The sequence below is a fragment of the Streptomyces qaidamensis genome (assembly GCF_001611795.1).
In the GTDB taxonomy this organism is placed as follows: Bacteria; Actinomycetota; Actinomycetes; order Streptomycetales; family Streptomycetaceae; genus Streptomyces; species Streptomyces qaidamensis.
Genome location: NZ_CP015098.1, coordinates 6,927,855 through 6,950,241, shown reverse-complemented (window position 1 = coordinate 6,950,241; position 22,387 = coordinate 6,927,855). Strand labels below are relative to the sequence as shown.

Genomic DNA, 22,387 nt, shown 5'->3' with positions numbered 1-22,387 from the left:
ACTCCGGTGCCGTGTGCGGAATTTGGGTTTTCCAGTGCCGTTACTGGTGCTTGTAGTGCTTGATGGAGTCGTCCTTGGCGGTTTCGTCGGCGAAGGCCTGGATCTTCTTGATGGCCTCGGCCGGGGTCAGGCGGCCGGCCATCATCTCGCCCAGGCCGGAGACGCCGATCTTCTCCTTCTGCAACTGCACATACCAGTCCTGCAGACGGGGATTCACCACGTTCTCGCCGGCCTTGTCCAGCGCCGCGACGCCGGATTTCAGTCCGGGGGTGAGGGCGATGCCGTCGGTGCCGCCGTTGTACGCGGTCAGCGACTTCACCTTTCCGGTGAAGTTCTTGGAGGAGGCCTCGCTGAGCATGATGCGCAGCTGCTCCATGCCGCCGGCGGCGTTCTTGGCCTTGGCCGGGACGATGAAGGGCTCGCCGCCGGAGGCCCAGATGGTGCCGAAGGGCATCTTGTCGGAGGAGTCGAGGCCGGTGGGCGCGGAGACGGCCAGGTCGAAGCCGTCGGGGATGACGTTGGCCGACTCGTTCTCCACCCAGGAGCCGTTCGGGATGAACAGCGCCTTGCCCTCGGCCCACGCGGTCTGTGACTGGATGTGGTCCAGGCCCGGGGTGCCCTTGAGGACGTAACCCTTCTTGTAGAGCTCGTAGTACGCGTCGAAGCAGGCCTTGACGGCCGGGTGCTTCCAGGCGTTCGGCTCCAGGTTGTCGATCGCGTCGAGGACCTCCCGGCCGCCGACCTTGCCGATCATCGGGTAGAGCGAGAAGGGGAGGTAGTACGGGTACTTGCCCGCGTACGTCCAGCCCGCCATACCCTTCTTCTTGGCCTTCGCGCAGACGGCGAGCATCTGGTCCCAGGTCTCGGGGTACTGCTCGTCGAGCGAGTCCAGGGCCTTCTGCGAGTACCAGACGCCGTAGACCGTGTAGGCGTAGTAGAGGATCCAGACCTTCTCGCCGTCGAACTGGCCCATCTCCACGATGCCGGGGCGCAGCGTGTCGCGGACCTTCTTGTCCGGGTCGTCGTAGGAGGGCGCGTCCAGCAGCGGGGTGAGGTCGGTGAGCTGGTTCTTGCCGACCAGGACGCCCATGTCCATCTGCTCGGCGCCGGAGTTGTCGATGAGGTCCGGCGGGGTGCCCTGGTTGAAGCGGGGCTGGAGGGTGGACTGGATCTTCTGGGTGGCGGAGAACTTCACCTTCACCTGGGGGAAGTTCTTCTCGTAGATCTTCACGGCGTCCTCGGCGTACTCCTTGCCGAAGCCGCCGTCGAACAGGACGAATTCCATACCGGCCGTGTCGTTGACGGCGAGCGGGTTCTTCGCGGTCTTCTTGCCGGCCTTGGCCTTGTCCCCGCTGTCGTCGCCGCCGCTGCTGGCGCACGCGGACAGGAAGCTCATGGTGGGTACGGAGATCAGCCCGAGCGCGGCAGACCGTTTGATCAGATCACGGCGGCCGACACCCTCGGTGCCGTGGTTCTCGGCGGAAGTGGATCCCATGCTCAAGTCCTCGCCTTCTCCAGGACTCAGGCGGTGAACCGGATCCTCCCCGGCACCGCGATCGGGTCAAGCTGGGTCGTGCAGGAAAGTGCGGGTGGTGACGTGCAGGCGCTGAAGTGCGGATCGTGTGAAGCGTCCGACAGGTATAGTCCACTTCCCGCCGGCGGATCAAGATCGAACGCAAGGTTGGCCGTGGGTCTTATCCGAGTTGAGACCTCGCGGAAGTATGAGTGACCTGTGGGCGCTCCGCCGGAAATATCCCGGTCACCACGCCCGAATGCCACAGGCAACACCCTTGACACTCCCCGCCACTTGGGCAACTACTGGTCCTTGCGCATTGATGGTGACAACGTTGTCCACTGCGCAGGGAGGGTACCCGTTGATGCAGCGGAAAGCTCGGCACAGATGGGGTTCGGTGGTCGTGTCGGCGACCGCCTTTGCTTTGGCCCTGGGTTCGCAGGGCGTTGTGGTCGCACTGCCGCAGGCCCCCGGGAAACCCGATCGGGGGTTCGCGTCCTCGTTCGAGGCGGACGACCCTGTTCCGGACTGGTCGAACACCGTCGACACCGGCCCCGACGGGGGCAAGCGCGCCTCGGGCGTGGACGGCGGCTACAGCAGCGGCATACCGGGCAACGTGACCGACCAGGTCACCGATGTCCGGGCCAGTGCCGAGAACACGGGCGGCGGTGAGGTGAAGGAGAACCTCGTCGACGGTGAACCGAGCACCAAGTGGCTCACCTTCCAGCCCACCGGCTGGGCCGAGTTCGACCTGGACAAACCCATCAGACTGGCGCGTTACGCACTGACGTCGGCCAACGACCACGACGAGCGCGACCCGAAGGACTGGACCCTGAAGGGCTCCGCCGACGGCAAGGACTGGAAGACCCTGGACGCCCGCTCCGGCGAGTCCTTCTCCGAGCGGTTCCGGACGACGACGTACGAGCTCGCCGAACCCGGCGAGTACCGGCACTTCCGGCTGGACGTCACCCGGAACAACGGCGGCGGCATCCTCCAGCTCGCCGACCTCCAGCTGTCCACGGGCGGCGGCGAAGGGCCGGTCCCGCAGGACATGCTCTCCCTGGTCGACCGCGGCCCGAGCGGCTCCCCCACCGCCAAGGCGGGCGCCGGGTTCACCGGGAAACGGGCCCTGCGTTACGCCGGCCGGCACACCGCCGACGGGCGGGCGTACTCGTACAACAAGGTCTTCGACGTGAACGTGGCCGTCGGCCGGAACACGCGGCTGGCCTACCGGATCTTCCCGTCGATGGCGGACGGCGACCTCGACTACGACGCCACGAACGTCTCCGTCGACCTCGCCTTCACCGACGGCACCCACCTGAGCGACCTGCGCGCCACCGACCAGCACGGCTTCCCGCTCACCCCGCAGGGGCAGGGCGCTGCGAAGATCCTCTACGTCAACCAGTGGAACGACGTGGCCTCGCGGATCGGGTCGGTCGCGGCCGGGAAGACCGTGGACCGGATCCTGATCGCGTACGACTCCCCCGAGGGCCCGGCGAAGTTCCGGGGCTGGCTGGACGACGTGACCATCGAGTCCGTCACCCCCGAGCGGCCGAAGGCGCATCTGTCGGACTACGCGGTGACGACCCGGGGCACCAACTCCAGCGGCGGCTTCTCACGCGGCAACAACTTCCCGGCGACGGCGGTGCCGCACGGCTTCAACTTCTGGACGCCGGTGACCAACGCGGGCTCGCTGAGCTGGCTGTACGACTACGCGCGAGCCAACAATTCCGACAACCTGCCGACGATCCAGGCGTTCAGCGCGAGCCATGAGCCGAGTCCCTGGATGGGCGACCGGCAGACCTTCCAGGTGATGCCGTCCATCGCCTCCGGAACTCCGGACCTCGGCCGGGAGGCCCGGGAGCTGGCCTTCAAGCACGAGAACGAGACGGCCCGGCCGTACTACTACGGGGTGCGGTTCGAGAACGGGCTGAAGGCCGAGATGGCGCCGACGGACCACGCGGCGGCGCTGCGCTTCACCTACCCCGGCGACGACGCGAGCGTCCTCTTCGACAACGTGACGGACCAGGCGGGGCTCACCCTCGACGAGGAGAACGGGGTCGTCACCGGCTACTCGGACGTGAAGTCCGGGCTGTCGACGGGTGCGACCCGGCTGTTCGTGTACGGCGAGTTCGACAAGCCGGTGAGTGAGGGTTCGTCGGCCGGGGTGAAGGGCCATCTGCGCTTCGAGGCCGACGACCGGACCGTCACCCTGCGTCTGGCGACCTCGCTGATCAGCCTCGACCAGGCCAGGGACAACCTGCGCCAGGAGATTCCGGAGGGCAGGTCCTTCGAGGCGGTGAAGAAGAGCGCCCAGCGGCAGTGGGACCGGCTGCTCGGCAAGGTGGAGGTCGAGGGTGCGACGCCCGACCAGCTGACGACGCTGTACTCCGGCCTGTACCGGCTGTACCTGTACCCGAACTCCGGGTTCGAGAAGGTCGGGGGCACGTACCAGTACGCCTCGCCCTTCTCCTCCATGCCGAAGCCGGACACCCCGACGCACACCGGCGCGAAGATCGTCGACGGCAAGGTGTACGTCAACAACGGCTTCTGGGACACGTACCGGACGACCTGGCCCGCGTACTCGTTGCTGACCCCGTCCCGGGCGGGTGAGCTGGCCGACGGGTTCGTGCAGCAGTACAAGGACGGCGGCTGGACCTCCCGCTGGTCCTCCCCCGGCTACGCGGACCTCATGACGGGAACGTCGTCGGACGTGGCGTTCGCGGACGCGTACGTCAAGGGCGTCGACTTCGACGCGAAGGCGGCGTACGAGGCGGCGGTGAAGAACGCGACGGTCGTACCGCCGAACCCGGGCGTCGGCCGCAAGGGCATGGCCACCTCGCCGTTCCTCGGCTACACGGGCACCGAGACGCACGAGGGCCTGTCCTGGGCGCTGGAGGGCTACCTCAACGACTACGGCATCTCCCGCATGGGCCGCAAGCTCTACGAGGAGACCGGCGAGCGGCGCTACAAGGAGGAGTCGGAGTACTTCCTGGACCGCGCCCAGGACTATGTGAACCTCTTCGACGCGAAGGCCGGCTTCTTCCAGGGCCGGAACGCGAAGGGCGACTGGCGGGTGGAGTCCTCGAAGTACGACCCCCGGGTGTGGGGCCACGACTACACCGAGACCAACGGCTGGGGGTACGCCTTCACCGCGCCGCAGGACAGCCGGGGCCTGGCGAACCTCTACGGCGGGCGCAAGGGCCTCGCCGACAAGCTCGACGCGTACCTCTCCACCCCCGAGACGGCCTCCCCCGAGTTCGTCGGTTCCTACGGCGGTGTCATCCACGAGATGACCGAGGCGCGGGACGTGCGGATGGGCATGTACGGGCACTCCAACCAGGTCGCCCACCACGCCCTGTACATGTACGACGCGGCCGGGCAGCCCTGGAAGACGCAGAAGAACGTCCGCGAGGTGCTGTCCCGGCTGTACACCGGCAGCGAGATCGGGCAGGGCTACCACGGTGACGAGGACAACGGCGAGCAGTCCGCCTGGTACCTGTTCTCGGCGCTCGGCTTCTACCCGCTGGTGATGGGCAGCGGCGAGTACGCCATCGGCTCGCCCTTGTTCACGAAGGCGACCGTGCATCTGGAGAACGGGCGCGAGCTGGTGGTGAAGGCCCCGCGCAACAGCGCGAGGAACGTCTACGTACAGGGGCTGAAGGTCAACGGCCGGACCTGGTCGAAGACCTCCTTGCCGCACGCGCTGGTCGCCAAGGGCGGTGTCCTTGAGTTCGACATGGGCCCGCGGCCGTCGTCCTGGGGCACGGGCGGGCGTGCCGCGCCCGTGTCGATCACCCGGGACGACGAGGTGCCGACGCCCCGCGCGGACGTGCTGGAGGGCGACGGTGCCCTGTTCGACGACACGTCGGCGACGGACGCGGCGGTGACCTCCGTGGACCTGCCGGTCCAGAAGGGCGCCCAGGCGGTCCAGTACACGCTGACGTCGTCGGCGGACCGGGCGGAGGCACCGGACGGCTGGACGCTCCAGGGCTCCTCCGACGGCACCACCTGGCGGACGCTGGACCGGCGCTCCGGTGAGTCCTTCGCCTGGGACCGGCAGACCCGCGCGTTCACCGTGAGATCGCCGGGTACGTACGAGAGGTACCGCCTGGTCCTCGACGCCGAGGCCACCCTGGCGGAGGTCGAACTGCTTTCCTGAGCAGCCGAGTCGGGGGTCCCATGCCGCTTCCTCTACCCGTCCTGCCCGAGGGTGTCGACCCGGCCTGGCTGCCGCCCGCCGCCTTCCGCGCGGTCGGCAGCCGGAGGACGCTGATCCGCGGATCGGCTCCGCTGGTGGAGACGGTGCACGGGGAGGTGGCTCAGGCCTGCCGGAGGTTCGGGGGCCGGGTCGTGCGGGGCGTCGTGCCGGACGACGCGTACGACCTGGTCCTCGACCTCGGTACCGAGGGTCAGGAGTCCCTCGCCGACGAGGGCTTCACCTGCGCTCGGGAGCGCGGTACGACGACCGTCACCGCCTCCGGCGGACGCGGACTGCTGTACGGGCTGTTCCATGTCGTACGCCTGGGGGACGCGGCCTTCACCGGCGAACGGGCGAGGGAGACCCACCGTCCCGCACTCGCCCTGCGCATGCTCGACCACTGGGACAACGTGGCCGTGCACCCCGTCATGGGCCAGGTGGAGCGCGGGTACGCGGGCGGCTCGCTGTTCTGGCGGGACGGCAGGGCGCGGGGCGAACTCGACCGCGTGCGGGCGTACGGCAGGCTGCTGGCGGCGTGCGGGATCAACGCGGTCTCCGTCAACAACGTCAATGTGCACGCGGCCGAGGCGCGCCTGCTGACCGACCGCATCGGCGAAGTGGCCGACATCGCCGGGGCGTTGCGGCCCTACGGCATCCGCACCCACCTGTCGGTCTCCTTCGCCGCGCCGATCACACTGGGCGGGCTGTCCACCGCCGATCCGCTGGACGAGGCGGTGCGCGGCTGGTGGGCCGAGGCGACACGGCGGGTGTACGAGGCGATACCCGACTTCGGCGGGTACGTGGTGAAGGCCGACTCGGAGGGGCAGCCGGGGCCGTTCGCGTACGGCCGCAGTCACGCCGAGGGCGCGAACCTGCTGGCGGCGGCACTGGAGCCGTTCGGCGGCACGGTGCACTGGCGGGCGTTCGTCTACGACCACCGCCAGGACTGGCGGGACCGCACGACCGACCGGGCCCGGGCCGCCTACGACCATTTCGTGCCGCTGGACGGGGAGTTCGCCAAAAGCGCCGTGCTCCAGGTGAAGCACGGGCCGATGGACTTCCAGGTGCGGGAGCCGGTCTCGCCGCTGATCGGTGCGATGCCGCGGACCCGGCTGGCGGTGGAGCTGCAGGCCACCCAGGAGTACACCGGGCAGCAGCGGCATGTGTGCTGGCTGGGGCCGATGTGGAGTGAGGTGCTGCGGTTCCGGCACGAACACGACCAGTCGGTCGGCGAGTTGGCCCGGGGCGGGCTCGTCGCGGTGTCGAACGCCGGTGACGACCCCTTCTGGACCGGGCATCCGCTGGCGCAGGCCAACCTGTACTCCTTCGGGCGGCTGGCCTGGCGGCCGGACGCCGAGCCGCGCGCGGTGCTCGACGAGTGGATCGGGCTGAGCTTCCCCGACGCGCCCCCGCAGGTGGCCGACGGGCTGCACGCCGTGCTCGACGGCTCCTGGCGGACGTACGAGAAGTACACCGCTCCCCTGGGCGTGGGCTTCATGGTGCAGCCGGGGCACCACTACGGACCGAGTGTGGACGGGTACGAGTACAGCCCGTGGGGGACCTACCACTTCGCCGACCGGGACGGGATCGGCGTCGACCGCGGTGTGAAGAGTGGAACGGGCTTCGCCGGGCAGTACGGCGAACCGTGGGCCGGGCTCTACGCATCGCCGGACACCTGTCCGGACGAGCTGCTGCTGTTCTTCCACCACGTGCCGTACGGGCATGTGCTGAAGAGCGGGAAGACCGTGATCCAGCACATCTACGACACGCACTTCGAGGGTGTCGAGGAGGTCGAGGAGGCCCGGTCGGTGTGGGCGTCCCTGGCCGGGCAGGTGGACCCGGCGCGCCACGCGCGGGTGGCGGAGCGCTACGAGGAGCAGCTCCGCGGCGCCCGCGAGTGGCGCGACCAGGTCAACAGCTACTTCTTCCGCAAGTCCGGGGTGCCGGACGGGCGGGGGCGGCGGATCTACTGAAGGATCGCCACGCCGAAGGGGCCGAGGACCAGAGGTTCGCCCTGGTCCAGCCGCTTGCCGGTGAGCAGTAGTCGCCGCCGTAGCGGATCTTGTGGGTCATGCGGTGAAGTCCTTCCGCGTCTCGGCGATCACCCGGCGGCTGCCGTGCAGCAGGGACAGCAGCAGCGGGGCGGCCAGCAGGGCGGGCAGGGCCTCGGTCAGCAGGCGGGCCGAGGCGGCCGTCAGGACCAGCAGGGAGGCGGCGGCGAGGGTGGCGCGGCCCTGCCGGAACAGGAAGTACGCGGCGAGGCGGGCGGTGTCCCTGGCGCGGAAGGCGAAGAGCGAGGTGAGGACGAGGGCGTGTGCGCCCCACAGGAGGAAGCCGGCGCCGATCGCCGCGAGCAGCAGCGCCCACCAGCCGGGCAGGCCGGTGGCGGAGAAGTGCGTGAGAGTGAAGGCGATGACCGTCAGCCAGACCAGCAGGGGGGTCCACAGCTTCAGTGCCGGTACGGCGTTGAGCCGCAGGCCGCGCAGGTAGGCGCGGGCCGGGTGCAGTTCGGTGAGGTCGAGGCTGCGGTGGTGGAGGGCGTAGAGCGCGGCGGACAGGGCGGGCCCCAGGGGCAGCAGGCACAGGGCCGCGAGAGGGAGGTTGGCGGGGTCGGGGTCGAGCAGCAGCAGTGCGGCCAGCCCCGGGGAGGCGGTGAGGAGGAGCAGCGCCTCGACGGTCAGCAGGGTGTGGAGGAGGGCGGAGGCGCGGGAGAGGGTCCCGGTGCCGAAGTCGGAGGCGCGTACGGTGCTCATGCCGCGGCTCCCCGGCAGGGCACGTCGGGGACGCCGATCACCCGTTCTCCTTCCTGAACCGCTCGTACGCCTTGTTGTGCAGGTCGACGAGTTGCTGCATGTTCTTCGACTTCAGCTCGGCGAGGTAGGCGTCCCACTGGGACAGCGGGCGCTTGCCGAGGACGAACCGGAGGGTGTTCTGGATGACGGTGTCCTTCAGCGGGGTGTCCCAGAGGGTCGCCTGTTCCTGCTCGAACGACTGGAGCGGGTGAGCGGGGTCGATGGGCAGTTGCTCGCGCCGGGCCATGGCGGCCTGGAACCTCTGCTCGTCCGGGCCGAACATCGAGGAGACGAGTTCCCAGCTGCCGCCGTAGGCGAAGACGCCGTTGTAGAAGCCGTAGTCCTTCTGCATGTCCTTCGGGGCGTGGGGGGCGGAGCCCATGAGGCTGATGCCGGGCTTCAGCCTGTACTGGCTTCCCGAGCGGGTGTGGGTGACGCCCTCCACGCCCCAGCGGGCCAGTCGCTGGCCCTCGTCCGAGTACCAGAGCCAGTCCACGAACTGCATCATGGCGACGAAGCTGTCGCTCTTCAGCGCCTTGCTGGAGATCATCACGCCGTTCTCCAGGCGGCTGCCGCCCAGCACCACGGGTCCGGCCGGTCCGAGCGGCACCGGGACCATCTCGATCTTCGCGCCCTTGACCTGCCTCTCCAGGTTGTAGCGGTAGTTCTGCACCAGTTCCTGGGGGTTGGCGCTCATCGCGTAGCACTTCTCGGCGAGGAGTTTCTGCACGGCCTGGTCGTCGGTCTGGCTGAAGCTCTCGGGGTCCATGAGCTTCTCGGCGACGAGTCTGCGCAGGTACTCGACCATCTGGCGGTAGCTGTCCTGGGCGCCGGTGAAGACGTACTTCTGCGCCTTGTGGTCGAAGCTGATGTTGTCGTACGTCCAGCCTGCTCTGACACCGAAGGCCTGACCGAGGTAGCCGAACAGGGCGCCGCAGGGGAACGGGGTGTTGGTGCTCCAGCGGTCGGAGAAGGGGTACGTGCCGGGGTGTTCCTCCCTGAGCGCCTTGAGGACGTCGTACACCTCGTCCCAGGTGGTGGGCAGGGTGAGGCCGTGCTTGTCCAGGACGTCCGTGCGGAAGGACAGCGAGTAGCCGGCCTTGGCCTTCTCGTGCAGGCCGGGCAGCAGGTAGTACTTGCCGTCGGACTGGCGGATGGAGTCGAGCTCGGGCTCCAGCTTCCACTTGCGCACCTTGTCGCGGAAGTTGGGCATCAGCTTGACGTAGTCGCTGACCGGCAGGACGGCGCCCGAGGAGACGAAGGCGACCTCGGAGGGGTGGTACGTCTTCGGGATGAGGAACGGGGCGTCCCCGGCCCCGATGAGGACGCTGCGCTTCTTCTCGTAGTCGGCGAGCGGGACGTCGACGGGCTTGAGGGTCACGCCGGTACGCTCGGTGAGCTCCTTCCAGAACAACCAGCCGTCCTTCATGGGGTAGACCGGGTTGTTGTTGTGCAGCACCGAGAAGGACAGCGGCTCGGCGGCTTTGAACTGCTGTCCCGCCCGGTAGTTCTTCATGGCGCCGTGTCGCTTCTTCGACAGGTCCTTGCCGTCCCCGCCGTCGTCCCCGCTGCCGCAGCCGGTGACCGTGGCGAGGCCGATGAACCCGGCGGCGGCGAGGATCTGACGCCGCGAGAGCTGTCCTGCGTTCTGCACGGAGACTCCTTTGTTCCGTAGGCGAGCCGTAGGCGAGTCGGTGAGGCGGCGGCGTCAGCCCTTGACCGCGCCGAGCATCACGCCCGAGACGAAGTAGCGCTGGACGAACGGGTACACGCACAGGATCGGCAGGGCGGTGAGCACGATGGTCACGGACTGGATGTTCGCGCCGACCTGGCTGAGCTGCTCGGTGCCCGCGCCCGCGTTGCCGCCGCCCGTGGCACCCTGGATGAGGTTGCGGAGGTAGACGGTGACCGGCATCAGATCGGTCCGGTCCATGTAGAGGAACGCGCTGAACCAGGAGTTCCAGAAGGACACCGAGTAGAAGAGCACCATCGTCGCCACGACCGCCTTGGACAGCGGCAGGACGATCCTGAGCAGGACGCCGTACGTGCTCAGGCCGTCGATCTGCGCGGCCTCCTCCAGTTCGGCTGGCAGGTTCTCGAAGAAGGCCTTCATCACCAGCAGGTTGAAGACGCTGATCGCGTTCGGCAGGGCGATCGCCCAGACGCTGTTCTTCAGGCCGAGGCTGGTGACCAGGATGTAGTTCGGGATGAGGCCGCCGGTGAAGAACATCGTGAACACGGCGATGCCGACCAGCACGCCACGGCCCTTGAGGTGCTTCTTCGACAGCACGTAGGCGTAGCACGTCGTCAGGACCATGGCCACGGCCGTCGCCACGACCGTGTACAGCACGGTGTTGCCGTAGTTCCGCCAGAACATCGAGTCCTGGAACACGATCTCGTAGGTGGTGAGGTTGAACCCCTTGGGCAGCAGGGCCACCTCACCGGCCCGGATCTGCCGCTCCCCGCTGAAGGAGCGCGCGAGGATGTTGGCGAAGGGATACAGGGTCACCAGCACGACGAGGGTGAGGATCACCCCGTTGACGCCCTGGAAGACCCGGTAGGAACGACTCGGCTTCACCACAGGCTCGTCCCCACAGTGCGACGCGAGAGCTGGTTGGCGGACGTGATGAGGAACAGGCCGATGACCGCCTCGAACAGTCCGATGGCGGCGGCGTAGCTGAAGCTGTTGGACTCCACGCCGGCCCGGTAGACGTACGTCGAGATCACGTCGGCGGTCGGGTACGTCAGCGGGTTGTACAGCAGCAGGACCTTCTCGAAGCCGACCGCCATGAACGTGCCGATGTTGAGGATCAGCAGCGTGACCATGGTGGGCCGGATGCCGGGCAGGGTGACGTGCCAGATCTGCTGCCAGCGGTTGGCACCGTCGATCCGCGCCGCCTCGTACAGGTCCTCGTCGATCGTGGTGAGCGCGGCGAGGTAGAGGATCGTGCCCCAGCCGGCGGTCTGCCAGATCTCCGAGCCCACGTAGATCGCGCGGAACCACTCGGGTTCCTGGATGAAGCGGATCGGTTCGTGGCCCAGCCGGCCGAGGACGTGGTTGACGGGTCCGTCGCCGGCGAGCATCTGCATCGTGATGCCCGCGACGATCACGATCGACAGGAAGTGCGGAAGGTACGACACCGACTGCACGAACCGCTTCAAGGAGCGCCGACGCACCTCGTTCAGCAGCAGCGCCAGCACGATCGGGACCGGGAAGCAGAACAGCAGCGTGAGCCCGCCGATCCACAGGGTGTTGCGGAACACCTGCCAGAAGGTGGGGTCGTCGAGGAACATCTGCACATAGCGCAGCCCCACCCACTCCTCGCCGAAGATCGACCCTCCCGGTTCGAAGCGCCGGAAGGCGATCACGTTGCCGATCATCGGCAGATAGCGGAAGACGAGGAAGAACAGCAGCGGCAGGATCGCGAGCGAGTACAACTGCCAGTCGCGGCGCAGCGCCCGCCGCCAGCCGGTCCGGGCGGGCGTCCGTCTGCCGCGGCGGGGTGCGGCTCGGGCCGCAGGCGGGTCCTGGGTGCCCGGCGGGGCCGGTGTGGTGGACGTGCTCATTGCTCGGGCCTCCCGTGGGCATGGGACGCGGAACCGAAACTTTCGAGCTTCTACCGGTAACTTCGCGGCAACTTATGGGCAGCAGAAAGCGCTGTCAATGGGTGCTGCGGCACTCCGATGGGACACCTGAGACGCGTTGGAACACCGTCGAAGCCGGGTAGACCCCTGAGGCCGACCGCCCCGTCCTCGTCGCAAGTTTCCGGATGACCACCGACTCCTGCGAGGTGCCGCCGTGCCCGCCTTCGACCTGCCCGTGACCGAACTGGAGCGCCACCGCCCGGACATCGAGGAGCCCGCCGACTTCGACGCGTTCTGGACGAGCACGCTGAAGGAGGCCGGACAGACCAACGCTCTGGTGTCGGTGCGGCCGGTGGAGACGGGACTGCGGCTGACGCGGACCTGGGACGTGACGTTCCGGGGTTTCGCGGGCGACCCGGTGCGGGCGTGGTTCAGCCGGCCTGCAGAAGCCGGCGAACTGCTGCCGGCCGTCGTCGAGTTCGCCGGGTACGGGCGCGGACGGGGCCTGCCCCACGAACGCCTCACCTGGGTCAACGCCGGGTACGCGCACCTGCTCATGGACAACCGCGGCCAGGGCGGCCAGTACGGGTGCGGCGGTGACACGCCCGACCCGCACGCCCTCGCGCCGGGCGGGCCCGGGCCGGCGGTGCGCGGGCTGCTCTCCGCCGCGGACTACCACTACCGGCGTCTGATCACGGACGCGGTGCGGGCGGTCGCGGCGGTGCGGGGGCTGCCCGGCGTCGATCCGGCGCGGACCGTGGCGGTCGGCAACAGCCAGGGCGGAGGGCTGGCCCTGGCGGTGGCTGGACTCGTCCCGGACCTGGCGGCCGTACTGGTCACCGCCCCGCTCCTGTGCGGCATCCGCCGCGCCCTCGACCTCACCGACGCGGGCCCGTACGGCGAGATCGCCGCGTACCTGTCCGTCCACCGGGGTGCCGAGCACGCCGCCTATCGCACCCTGTCCTACGTCGAGGGCGTCTCCTTCGCCCGCCGCGCGCAGGCTCCGGCTCATTTCGGGGTGGGACTGCGGGACACGGTGTGCCCGCCGAGCGGGACGTACGCCGCCTTCAACCGGTATGCCGAGCTGACGGGGACGGACCCGCGCAAGGAGATCCACGCGTATCCGTTCAACGGCCACGAGGGAGGCGATGCGGTGCAGGTGCGGCGTCAACTGGACTGGCTGGAAGCGCTGCTGGACGGCCGACGCCGGTGATGGCGGCAAACGGCCGGAAGACCACACGGGCGCCACCGACGGCGCCGGTTCAGCCGGCACAGCGGAGAGGCGCAGCCCGCAGGCTGCGCCTCTCCGCCGGTCCTGCCTCGGTTCATCCCGTGATCGGGGACTCCGCGGTGCAGCCGCCGGCGGTCACCAGGCCGTCGGCGCTCTGCTCCTCAAGCACCTTGCCCTTGTGGATGATCTTGCAGGTGACCTGGGAACCGTCGGGGTCCGCGGCCACCGGCATGACCGCCGCGGGCATGATGCCGCGCAGCGTGACCGTCTTCTTCCACGGCAGCTCGGGCTTCGACACCGACTCGATCTTCGGCTCCATGGCCTTGCCACCGCCGCCGTGGAATTCGATCGAGTCGATGTTCTTCCCCGTGACCTCGTAGGTGACCTCGTACGTCTCGTCCACGGCCTTGTCGACCTGGTCGACCGCCTCGGAGCAGGAGCTGAGGCCGAACGCGAGACCGGTGACCGCGACGGAGCAGACGGCTGCGCGGATGGTGCGGTTCAAAGGGATCCCCCCGGATCTTGATGGTCGATTCCGCAGCCAACCCCAAAGGGAAGGTAAAGTCAATTTCCGCTGTACGGCGGTCTCGTGGGCCGAACGGGGCGGTTGAAGCCTCGCCACCCGGCCTTCAGGGTCCTTACTCCAGCAGCTCTTCCCAGTGCAGGCATTCGGTGTAGTCGAAGTTCCACTTGAGGCAGATCCGCGCCCTGACCACCGACTCACGGTCCTTGAATTCGGTGATGATGCTGTCGCCGTCGACCCGGGAGACGCCGACCTTCTCACTGAAGTCGATCTTCATCCGGTTCTCCAGGGCCAGGCTGGACAGCGCGTACTTGCCCTGCGCCTCGGGGTACCTACGGAAGACCTCCTTGATCGCGTCGTGGAACTCGACGTCCTCAGTCGGCATGCACGTCATGACCGCCTCCTGCTCTCCACTTGCCGGGCCGTGCGCTTATCCGCAGTCTGCGAGCAGCGCGACGGAAGCGCGCGCCGTCCATCACCCAAACGGACTTTCGCGCCGTTCTGGCCGCCGTACCGCCCAGAGACATGGGGCTTGCAACGACGCGCTTCGGCGAGGGCCGTTTACATCTGGGCCGCTGGACGCTAACTTCCGCAACAGGCGGGGTGGGAGCGCTCCCATGTCGGTGGACCGGAACCCGCCCTCGAGTGGCTCCCGCCCCGCGCACCGGCGCACATACATCCGCAGGTCCGTACCCCCACGAACGGACGGTGCTGTCATGATCCTGACAAGAAAGCCGGGAGGATCCACGATGCCCCGCTTATCACTTCCCGCCCGGACCAGAGCCCTCTTCCTCGTGCTGCTCTCCCTCCTCGTCACCGTCCCGGCCGTCGGCCTGGTCATGACGGCCGGGGGCGAGGCGGAGGCGCACGGCACACCCATGAAGCCCGGCAGCCGCACGTTCCTGTGCTGGCAGGACGGGCTGACCGACACCGGTGAGATCAAGCCGGTGAACCCCGCGTGCCGGGGGGCCCAGCAGGTCAGCGGCACCACGCCGTTCTACAACTGGTTCTCGGTGCTGCGCTCGGACGGCGCCGGCCGCACCAAGGGCTTCGTACCGGACGGCGAGCTGTGCAGCGGCGGCAACACCAACTTCACCGGGTTCAACACGCCCAGCAAGGACTGGCCGCTCACCCATCTCACCTCGGGCGCGACGGTCGACTTCTCGTACAACGCCTGGGCGGCGCACCCGGGCTGGTTCTACGTCTACATCACCAAGGACGGCTTCGACCCGACGAAGACGCTCACCTGGAACGACATGGAGGCCCAGCCCTTCCTCTCCGTCGACCACCCGCCGCTGAACGGCTCCCCGGGCACGGTCGAGGCCAACTACTCCTGGACGGGCAAGCTCCCCGACAACAAGTCGGGCCGGCACATCATCTACATGGTCTGGCAGCGCTCCGACAGCCAGGAGACCTTCTACTCCTGCTCCGATGTCGTCTTCGACGGCGGCAACGGTGAGGTGACCGGCATCAAGGAGCCGGGCAACCCGACCGAGCCGGTGCCCGGCACCTGCACGGCCACCCGCAAGACCACGGGCACCTGGAACGGCGGCTACCAGTCCGAGGTGACCGTCACCAACACCGGCACGGTCCCGATGCTCGGCTGGATGGTCGACTGGAGGCTCCCGGCGGGCCAGAAGGTCGAGAGCCTGTGGAGCGGCAGCGCGACCTACAACGGCCAGGCGGTGATGGTCCACAACGCCAACTGGAACGGCTCCCTGGCCCCGGGCAAGAGCACGACCTTCGGGTACGTCGTCTCCGGGTCCGGCGGTGACAGCACGAGCGGCTTGCCCTGCCGGGTGGGCTGAGAGGCCGGACGGGGCGGGTCCGGTGACCGGGGAGTCCGGTGACCGGACCCGCTGTGGCATCCGCCAGGTCCCGGCGGGCCGCACCAGGGTGGGCGAGGGGCGTTTCGGGGTCGCGAGCGTGCGATCGGAACCCGCCGGACATTCCGACCAAGCCCATCCAGTCGCCCCATATGTCGCTGCTATCCAAGTATGCGATTCTGTTGTGTGGGTGCCCTGCCGCTCATGAGCGGCGTGGATCCGCCATGGGAGGCGCGACCCCGCGCCGCCGGTCCCGTGCCCGCGTCGTCGTCGCCTGAGTCCCGGGGACTCCCACCTGCCGGTGGCTGCGGCATGGACGGGAGGTGGATGCGGACATGCCCCGTTACGGCGATGCCCGGGCCGCGGTCCCCGGTCTCCGGGCGCCGGGGAACGGGGGCACCGGTCCGCCTCCTCCCGCTCCGGAACCGGCCGCCCGGGCGCGGCTTCTGGCGTTCGCGGGGGTGGCGCTGGCGGCGGTGTACGTGCGCAGTGAGGACGGGGCGGAGCTCCGCCTGGTGGAGTCGGCAGGGGCCGAGTCCGAGCAGCGGTACCGGCTGCCGGGGCGGGTGGCGGTCCCGACCGGGTCCGCGGCCACGGAGGCGAGCGCCTCCCCCGGGCCGTCATCACCTGCCGCCTCCCACGGCTTGCCCGCTCCGGTACCTCCGGGGGAGGCCGGCGCCCGGGGCGGTTGCCCCGCCGTCGCCGAGGCGTATCAGCGGGGGCGGGCCGTGTGGCTCGCGAGTGTGATGCTCGGGCGTGAGGAAGGCGCAGCCGCCTCCGCCCCGCTCGGGGCGTTGCCGCTGGGGGCCGCGGGCGGGTGGCTGGGATGCCTGGTCGTGGTGGGCGAGGCCGGGGAGGGGTTCGGGGCCGAGCAGGGGGAGTTCCTGGAGCGGTACGCCGAGGCCGTCGCCGAGCGGCTGCGGGGCGAGGCGGACCGGTCTGCGCCCTCACCGCTGCTGGATTCGGCCCTGCGTGCCATGGGGGTCGGGTCCTTCGCCCTGTCGCCCGGCACCGGGCTGGTCGAGACGGACCCGGCGCTGCTCGAACTCGTCGGCATCTCCGAGGGCGGTTTCGACGGCAAGACCGACACACTGCTCTCGTACAGCGTCCCGGAGGACGTCCCCGCTCTGATGTCGGTCATCGAGCCGTCCGCGCAGACCCCCGGCCGGCGTGAGCTGGAGTTCCGTATCCGACGGCCCACCGGTGAGCTGCGCTGGCTGCGGCTGAGCTGCCGGGTGCTGAAGGGGCCCGAAGGCGCCCCGGAGCGCGTGCTGGGCGTGGTGAGCGCGGCGACCGTGCTGCGCCGCAGTGCCAGCGACGTCGCCCGGATCCAGTGGCTGACGGCCGCGCTCGACGACGCCACGACCGTCCGGGACGTCAGCCGTGTGGTGGTCGCCGCGCTCCGCGAGCCGCTGGGTGCGGACCGGGTGGCGCTCGCCGAGCTGCTGGAGGACCGGCTGGCGGTCACCGTGCTCGATCCGCCGCGTGCGGGTGCCTGGCCGGAGCTATGGCGACGCGAGTGGCGCTCGGAGTGGCCGGACGCGCCGGTCACCGCGCTGCCCACGCTCCAGGCGGCACTGCGGGACGGCCGGGTGAGCCTGTGGCCGGTCGGTTCCGTGCTGGAACCTGGGCTCGCGGGGATCGGCTCCGGCGGGCTCGCGGTGCTGCCGCTGCCGGCCAAGAACGGTGTGGCCGGGGTCTGCCTGGTCGGCTGGGACGCCCCGCACGAGTTCGCCCCCGAGGAGCGGGCCCTGCTGACCGCCACCGCGGGCCTGGTCGGGCAGGCCCTGAAGCGCGCGCACGCCTACGACGCCGAGCAGGAACTCGCGACGTTGCTCCAGCGCAGCCTGCTGCCGCGCCGGCTCCCCAAGCTGCCCGGGGGCATTGCCGTGGCCCGCTATCTGCCCGCCCGGCGCGGTCTCCAGGTGGGCGGCGACTGGTACGACGTGATCGCGCTGTCGGAGAACAAGGTGGCGCTGGTCATCGGGGACGTGCAGGGGCACAGCGCCGGGGCCGCGACGATCATGGGCCAGATGCGTACGGCGGTCCGGGCCTACGCCGTGGAGGGGCATCCGCCGGACGTGGTCGTCGCGCACGCCAACCGGCTGCTCGTCGGCATGGAGACGGACCTCTTCGCCACCTGCTGCTATGTCGAGCTGGACCTGGAGGAGGGCAACGCGCTGTTCGTGCGGGCCGGGCATCTGGCGCCGCTGGTGCGGCATCCCGACGGTGGCACCGCGGAGATCGCGGTCGAGGGCGGGCCCCCGCTGGGCGTCCTCGCGGACGCGGAGTTCCCCCTCACCGCGCTCGCGCTCGCCCCTGGCTCGGTGCTCGCGCTGGTCACGGACGGCCTGGTCGAGTCGGCTGCTCTGCAGCTGGACGAGGGGATGCGGCTCGTACGCCGGGCACTCGCCGCGGCCGATCCCGCCGATCCGGGGCGTATGGCCGACGAGCTGCTCGGCGAGGACGGACGCCGTGAGGACGACGTGGCGGTGCTGCTGCTGCGCTACGACGGGATGCGGGTACGGCCCGTGCGGGCGGGCTGGGTGGTGTGGCGGCTGCCGGACGCGGTGATGCACGCCCGCCGGTTCAGTGCGCGCACGCTGCGTTCGTGGGGCATCTCGGCCGAGGCCGACACCGTCCTGCTGGTGGTGTCGGAGCTGGTCACCAACGCGCTGGTGCACACCCAGGGCGCGGTCCGGGTGGAGCTGACCCTGGCGGCGGACCGGCTGCGGGTGACCGTGAGCGACTCCTCGCCCCGGGCGCCGGCCAAGCCGGTCGTCGTGGACTGGGAGTCGACGGGCGGCCGGGGGCTCTTCCTGGTGGAGGCCGTGTCGGCGGCCTGGGGTTCGGTGCCGATGGGCGGCGGCAAGCAGGTCTGGAGCGAGATCGTCGTCACCCGTCCGGAAGAGGACACCGAACGCGGCGGGGAGCCGGACGAGGAACCGGAGGCGGAGCCGGAGGAGGAGCGGAAGCCGGGCCGCGGCTGGGGCCTGGGCCGGGACCGCGGCTGGGGCCTGGGCCGGAACCGGGACCGGGACCGCGACCGCCGCAAGTCGCGCGACCAGGGCCGGCGCCGCGGCGACGGCCGGGCGGCGGTCGGTCACGACGACCGTGCCGCGGCACGCGACGGCGAGCGGACGACAGACCGCAACGGCAAGCAGGCCACCGACCGCAACGAGGCCGACCAGGCCACCGACCGCGCCCCGAACCGACACGGCAAGCGGACGACAGACCACAACGGCAAGCAGGCCACCGACCACCACGCCGCCGACCAGGCCACCGACCGCCCCAGCGACCGCGCCCCAAACCGCCAGGACGACCGCCACGACGAGCAGGCGGCAGGCCGCAAGGGCGAGCAGGCCGTGGGCCGCAAGGGCGAGCAGGCCGTGGGCCGCAAGGGCGAGCAGGCCGTGGGCCTCGACCGGGCCATGGAGCACATCGGCGACGGCGTCGCAGACCCGCCCCCGCACCGGAACCGGCCCCACGAGGGAGGTCCCTGATGCGTGGCCTCGCTCTGCGCGGCGCCGCCGGGCTGCTGGCGCTCCTCCTGGCCGTGACCCTCGCCGGGTGTACCGACAGCGGCGGGGAGGGCGAGGGCGGGCTGACCATCGGGCTGCTGTTGCCGAGCCGGGCCGTGCCCCGCTGGGAGAAGTCCGACAAGCCCCTGATCGAGAAGCGTCTGAAGGAGCTGTGCCCCGACTGCACGTTCGTGTACGCCAACGCCGAGAACGACGCGGCGAGCCAGCGACAGCAGATGAACTCCATGATCACCCGGGGGGTGTCGGCGCTGATCCTGGACGTCGTCGACCCCAAGGCCCTGCGCTCGTCGGTGCGCGCCGCGGAGCGCGGGGGCATCCCGGTCGTCGCCTACGACCGGCTCGCCGAGGGCCCGATCTCGGGCTTCGTCAGTTTCGACGGCGCCCAGGTCGGCAGACTCCAGGGCCAGGCGCTCCTGGAGGGCATGGGTGCCAGGGCCGACGGCGGCGGTGTCGTCATGGTGAACGGCGACCCGTCCAGCCCCAACGCCGCCTGGTACGAGGGCGGTTCGCTGGCCGTCCTCCGGAACGAGGTGCGGATCCTGAAGTCGTACGACACCATCGGGTGGCGTACGGAGAACGCGCACGACCACATGTCCGCCGCGATCAGCGCCCTCGGCCCGAGCCGGATCGACGGGGTGCTCGCCGCCAACGACTCGATCGCGGCCGGTGTCATCTCCGCACTGAAGAGCGCCCGCGTCTCGCCGCTGCCCCCGGTCACCGGCCAGGACGCCGACCTGGAGGCGGTGCAGCGGATCGTCAAGGGCGAGCAGTACATGACCGTCTACAAGCCGTTCCGGCTGGAGACCGAGGCGGCCGCCGCGATGGCCGTCGCCCTGGCGCGCGGCAACGACCTCGGCGCCCTGGTCTCGGCGCAGGTGGACAGCCCTACGACCGAGGACATCCCGGCGGTCCTGCTCGACCCGACCGCCGTGACGCGCGAGACGATCGGCCGGACGCTCGTCCGGGACGGTGTCTACACGATCGACCAGATCTGCACCCCGGAGCTCCGCTCGGCCTGCGCCCGGGCCGGGCTCACCGGGTGAGCGAGGTGGTTTCCCGTGGTCCATCCCCCCGTCCTGGCGTTGCGCGGCATCACCAAGCGGTTCGGCGGCGTGCATGCGCTCGTCGACGTCGACCTGCAGGTCCGGGCCGGTGAGGTCGTGGCCCTGGCGGGCGACAACGGAGCGGGCAAGTCCACGCTGATCAAGGTGATCTCCGGGGTCAGCCCCGCCGACCGGGGCGTCATCGAGTGGGAGGGGCGCCTCGTGCAGATCAAACGCCCGCACGACGCCCACGCGCTCGGCATCGCGACCGTGTACCAGGACCTCGCCATGTGCGACAACCTGGACGTCGTCGGCAATCTCTTCCTCGGCCGCGAGATCGACCGGGTGGGCATCCTCGACGAGGTCGAGATGGAGCGCCGGGCCCGTGATCTGATGCGCACCCTGTCGATCCGCATCCCCGACGTGCGGGTGCCGGTCGCCGCGCTGTCGGCCGGGCAGCGGCAGGCCGTGGCGATCTCCCGCTCGCTCATGGGCGCGCCCAAGGTGCTGCTGCTCGACGAGCCCACCGCCGCCCTGGGCGTGGAGCAGACCAGCCATCTGCTCGATCTGATCGAGGAGGTGCGCGACCGCGGGATGGCGATCATCCTCATCAGTCACAACATGGGCGACATCAAGGCCGTCGCGGACCGGGTGGCCGTGCTGCGGCTGGGCCGCAACAACGGACTGTTCGACGTGAGCACAGTGGCCCAGGAGCAGATCATCTCCTCCGTCACGGGGGCGGCGGACAACGCCGTGGCTCACCGCTCGAAGGGCGACGAGGAGGCGTGGCCGTGAGCCGCGGCGGGCCGCACCGGGGCGGCGGGCCGGCCGGGCCGGACAGCGCCGGACCGGTCACCACCGGTGGCGAGCAGCGCACCCGTGGATGGCAGGACAACCTGCGGGAGTACGCCCTGGACGTCCGCGCCGGCGTGCGCGACGGGGAGCGGGGGCCGCTCCTGGTCATCGCCGGGCTCATCGTGATCTGGATCGTCTTCCAGGCGCTGGACGACAAGTTCCTCTCGCCGCGCAACCTGTCCAACCTCAGCGTGGACATCGTCGGGACCGGGCTGGTCGCCGTCGGCATCGTCTTCGTCCTGCTGATCCGGGAGATCGATCTGTCGGTCGGCTCGGTCAGCGGCCTGGCGGGGGCGGCGTTCGCCGTGCTGAACGTGAACCACGGGGTGCCGGAGTGGCTGGCGGTGATCGTGGCGGTGGCCGTGGGGACGGCCGTGGGCGCCTTCCACGGGGTCTTCCACGCCTGGCTCGGCGTGCCCGCGTTCGTGGTGACGCTGGCCGGGCTGCTGATCTGGAACGGCCTGACGCTCTACCTGCTGGGAGCCAGCGGCACGATCAACATCGACGAGGAGGGCCTGGTCGCCTCGCTGACCAGCCACCACTTCGGCGACGACCTGGCGGCGTACACGGTCGCGGCGCTCGGCACGGCGGGGTACGCCCTGGCCGCCCGCCGCCGCCGGAGCCGTCACCGGGCGGCCGGGATGCCCTACCGGTCCGAGAGCGAGATCTGGCTGCGCACGGGGCTCCTCGCGGTGGTGGCCTTCGCCGCGGCCGGCACCCTCAACCGGTTCCAGGGGCTGCCGCTCGCCCTGCTGATCTTCCTGGTGGTCCTGGTCGTCTCGGACTACGTCCTGCGCCGCACCCGCTACGGGCGGCGGGTGTACGCCCTCGGCGGCGGGGTCGAGGCAGCGCGTCGGGCCGGCATCGGGGTGGAGCGGGTGCGGGTCGCGATGTTCATGGTGTCGGGGACGCTGGCCGCGGTCGGCGGGCTGTTCGTGGCGTCGGGGCTGACCTCGGCCAGCCCCACGACGGCGCGTGCCGCCGGTTCCGGGATGCTGCTCATCAACGCGATCGCGGCGGCCGTCATCGGCGGGACGAGTCTGTTCGGCGGGCGGGGCTCGCCCTGGTCGGTGCTGCTCGGTGTGGTGGTGATCCAGTCGATCGCCTCGGGCATGGGGCTGCTGGGGGTCCAGGACGCCGTGCAGTTCATGATCACCGGCGGGGTGCTGCTGGCCGCCGTCGCGGCCGACGCGCTGTCCAGACGCGCCCAGGCCAGACGCGGCCGGCCGTGACCGCACGGTCCTCGAAGTCGGCACCCGAGAGCCATTAATCGTTT

General features: G+C 70.2%; 14 protein-coding genes and 1 pseudogene. 8 read left to right on the top strand and 7 right to left on the bottom strand.

Going from position 1 to position 22,387, the window contains the following annotated elements:
* Positions 1-40: 40 nt before the first annotated feature.
* Entirely contained in the window at positions 41-1,495 is a 1,455-nt protein-coding gene (gene ngcE, locus A4E84_RS30800; protein WP_062929670.1) for an N-acetylglucosamine/diacetylchitobiose ABC transporter substrate-binding protein, read from the bottom strand.
* 382 nt (positions 1,496-1,877) lie between these two features.
* On the opposite strand from ngcE, the gene A4E84_RS30795 reads away from it, so the two are divergent.
* Both A4E84_RS30795 and A4E84_RS30790 read left to right on the top strand, forming a co-directional pair.
* Entirely contained in the window at positions 1,878-5,675 is a 3,798-nt protein-coding gene (locus A4E84_RS30795; RefSeq protein ID WP_079129178.1) for a GH92 family glycosyl hydrolase, read from the top strand.
* Between the two features lie 20 nt (positions 5,676-5,695).
* Positions 5,696-7,687 carry an alpha-glucuronidase gene (locus A4E84_RS30790; RefSeq protein ID WP_062929669.1) on the top strand — a complete coding sequence of 664 codons (1,992 nt, stop codon included), beginning with the start codon at positions 5,696-5,698 and terminating at the stop codon, positions 7,685-7,687.
* A 96-nt stretch (positions 7,688-7,783) separates the two neighbouring features.
* Here A4E84_RS30790 and A4E84_RS30785 read toward each other — a convergent pair whose 3' ends face one another.
* From A4E84_RS30785 to A4E84_RS30770, 4 genes are read right to left on the bottom strand one after another with little or no spacing between them, the layout of a single operon-like run.
* The gene (locus A4E84_RS30785) at positions 7,784-8,467 is read right to left on the bottom strand and encodes a hypothetical protein (RefSeq protein WP_062929668.1); all 684 of its coding nucleotides are present in this window, start codon (positions 8,465-8,467) and stop codon (positions 7,784-7,786) included.
* Positions 8,468-8,504: 37 nt separating this feature from the next.
* Positions 8,505-10,160 carry an ABC transporter substrate-binding protein gene (locus A4E84_RS30780; RefSeq protein ID WP_062929667.1) on the bottom strand — a complete coding sequence of 552 codons (1,656 nt, stop codon included), beginning with the start codon at positions 10,158-10,160 and terminating at the stop codon, positions 8,505-8,507.
* A 54-nt stretch (positions 10,161-10,214) separates the two neighbouring features.
* Entirely contained in the window at positions 10,215-11,087 is an 873-nt protein-coding gene (locus A4E84_RS30775) for a carbohydrate ABC transporter permease (RefSeq protein ID WP_062929666.1), read from the bottom strand.
* Positions 11,081-12,073 carry an ABC transporter permease gene (locus tag A4E84_RS30770; RefSeq protein ID WP_062929665.1) on the bottom strand — a complete coding sequence of 331 codons (993 nt, stop codon included), beginning with the start codon at positions 12,071-12,073 and terminating at the stop codon, positions 11,081-11,083. Before A4E84_RS30770 ends, A4E84_RS30775 begins: the two co-directional genes overlap by 7 nt.
* 232 nt (positions 12,074-12,305) lie before the next feature.
* Here A4E84_RS30770 and A4E84_RS30765 point away from each other — a divergent pair, with 232 nt between their 5' ends.
* A complete protein-coding gene (locus tag A4E84_RS30765; RefSeq protein ID WP_062929664.1) occupies positions 12,306-13,304 on the top strand; it encodes an acetylxylan esterase in 999 nt (332 codons plus the stop codon).
* Between the two features lie 112 nt (positions 13,305-13,416).
* Here A4E84_RS30765 and A4E84_RS30760 read toward each other — a convergent pair whose 3' ends face one another.
* On the bottom strand, positions 13,417-13,827 hold the full coding sequence (locus A4E84_RS30760) for an MmpS family transport accessory protein (RefSeq protein WP_062929663.1): 411 nt from the start codon (positions 13,825-13,827) through the stop codon (positions 13,417-13,419).
* Positions 13,828-13,960: 133 nt separating this feature from the next.
* Entirely contained in the window at positions 13,961-14,239 is a 279-nt protein-coding gene (locus tag A4E84_RS30755) for a hypothetical protein (RefSeq protein WP_062929662.1), read from the bottom strand.
* 322 nt (positions 14,240-14,561) lie between these two features.
* On the opposite strand from A4E84_RS30755, the gene A4E84_RS30750 reads away from it, so the two are divergent.
* From A4E84_RS30750 to A4E84_RS30730, 5 genes and pseudogenes are all read left to right on the top strand, one after another.
* Entirely contained in the window at positions 14,562-15,653 is a 1,092-nt protein-coding gene (locus A4E84_RS30750; protein WP_418082228.1) for a lytic polysaccharide monooxygenase auxiliary activity family 9 protein, read from the top strand.
* Positions 15,654-16,006: 353 nt separating this feature from the next.
* Positions 16,007-18,574, top strand: a pseudogene (locus A4E84_RS30745) (SpoIIE family protein phosphatase); the annotation flags it as partial.
* A 599-nt stretch (positions 18,575-19,173) separates the two neighbouring features.
* Complete coding sequence (locus A4E84_RS30740; RefSeq protein ID WP_062929660.1) at positions 19,174-20,256, top strand: substrate-binding domain-containing protein; 1,083 nt, start codon at positions 19,174-19,176, stop codon at positions 20,254-20,256.
* 15 nt (positions 20,257-20,271) lie between these two features.
* Positions 20,272-21,051 carry an ATP-binding cassette domain-containing protein gene (locus tag A4E84_RS30735; RefSeq protein ID WP_062929659.1) on the top strand — a complete coding sequence of 260 codons (780 nt, stop codon included), beginning with the start codon at positions 20,272-20,274 and terminating at the stop codon, positions 21,049-21,051.
* Positions 21,042-22,343: a sugar ABC transporter permease gene (locus A4E84_RS30730; protein WP_062929658.1), complete on the top strand. Its 1,302-nt coding sequence runs from the start codon at positions 21,042-21,044 to the stop codon at positions 22,341-22,343. Before A4E84_RS30735 ends, A4E84_RS30730 begins: the two co-directional genes overlap by 10 nt.
* The last annotated feature ends 44 nt before the right edge of the window (positions 22,344-22,387 follow it).

What these genes read in the sequence shown, in the direction of transcription:
- ngcE (WP_062929670.1), bottom strand. Translation starts at nt 1,495, where the DNA reads ATGGGATCCACTTCCGCCGAGAACCACGGCACCGAGGGTGTCGGCCGC.
- A4E84_RS30795 (WP_079129178.1), top strand. Translation starts at nt 1,878, where the DNA reads ATGCAGCGGAAAGCTCGGCACAGATGGGGTTCGGTGGTCGTGTCGGCG.
- A4E84_RS30790 (WP_062929669.1), top strand. Translation starts at nt 5,696, where the DNA reads ATGCCGCTTCCTCTACCCGTCCTGCCCGAGGGTGTCGACCCGGCCTGG.
- A4E84_RS30785 (WP_062929668.1), bottom strand. Translation starts at nt 8,467, where the DNA reads ATGAGCACCGTACGCGCCTCCGACTTCGGCACCGGGACCCTCTCCCGC.
- A4E84_RS30770 (WP_062929665.1), bottom strand. Translation starts at nt 12,073, where the DNA reads ATGAGCACGTCCACCACACCGGCCCCGCCGGGCACCCAGGACCCGCCT.
- A4E84_RS30755 (WP_062929662.1), bottom strand. Translation starts at nt 14,239, where the DNA reads ATGACGTGCATGCCGACTGAGGACGTCGAGTTCCACGACGCGATCAAG.
- A4E84_RS30750 (WP_418082228.1), top strand. Translation starts at nt 14,562, where the DNA reads ATGATCCTGACAAGAAAGCCGGGAGGATCCACGATGCCCCGCTTATCA.
- A4E84_RS30740 (WP_062929660.1), top strand. Translation starts at nt 19,174, where the DNA reads ATGCGTGGCCTCGCTCTGCGCGGCGCCGCCGGGCTGCTGGCGCTCCTC.